The organism is Bacillus sp. SIMBA_154, from assembly GCF_046536015.1.
GTDB classification, from domain to species: domain Bacteria; phylum Bacillota; class Bacilli; order Bacillales; family Bacillaceae; genus Bacillus; species Bacillus pumilus_P.
This window is the reverse complement of the sequence record NZ_JAWJBV010000583.1, coordinates 1-242: the sequence shown is the minus strand read 5'-3', so window position 1 is coordinate 242 and position 242 is coordinate 1. Positions and strand designations below refer to the sequence as shown.

General features: G+C 32.6%; 1 protein-coding gene. It reads left to right on the top strand.

Annotation, left to right across the window (positions count from 1 at the left end):
- A partial coding sequence (locus tag R0K30_RS23240; protein ID WP_410613360.1) for a hypothetical protein occupies positions 1-186 on the top strand: 186 nt, incomplete at its 5' end.
- Positions 187-242: the final 56 nt, after the last annotated feature.

The window sequence follows — 242 nt, the reverse complement described above, 5'->3', positions numbered from 1 at the left end:
AATTTTACATTAAACGTAACGGGAGCAACACAAGCCACTAAGGTTATATTGAATGGCAAAACGATTTTTCCAAATAATATATCGGCAACATCAATAACGTTTCACGTACCTAATAAAGCGGTAAAGGGAGCTCTTCATCTCTTGAATGACTCGGGTAAAAGTAATTCAATATTCTATAACTTTTAAAAAAGATTTGCGTAAATACCTAATATGAATTACTCGCCTAAGATCTTTTCGTATCT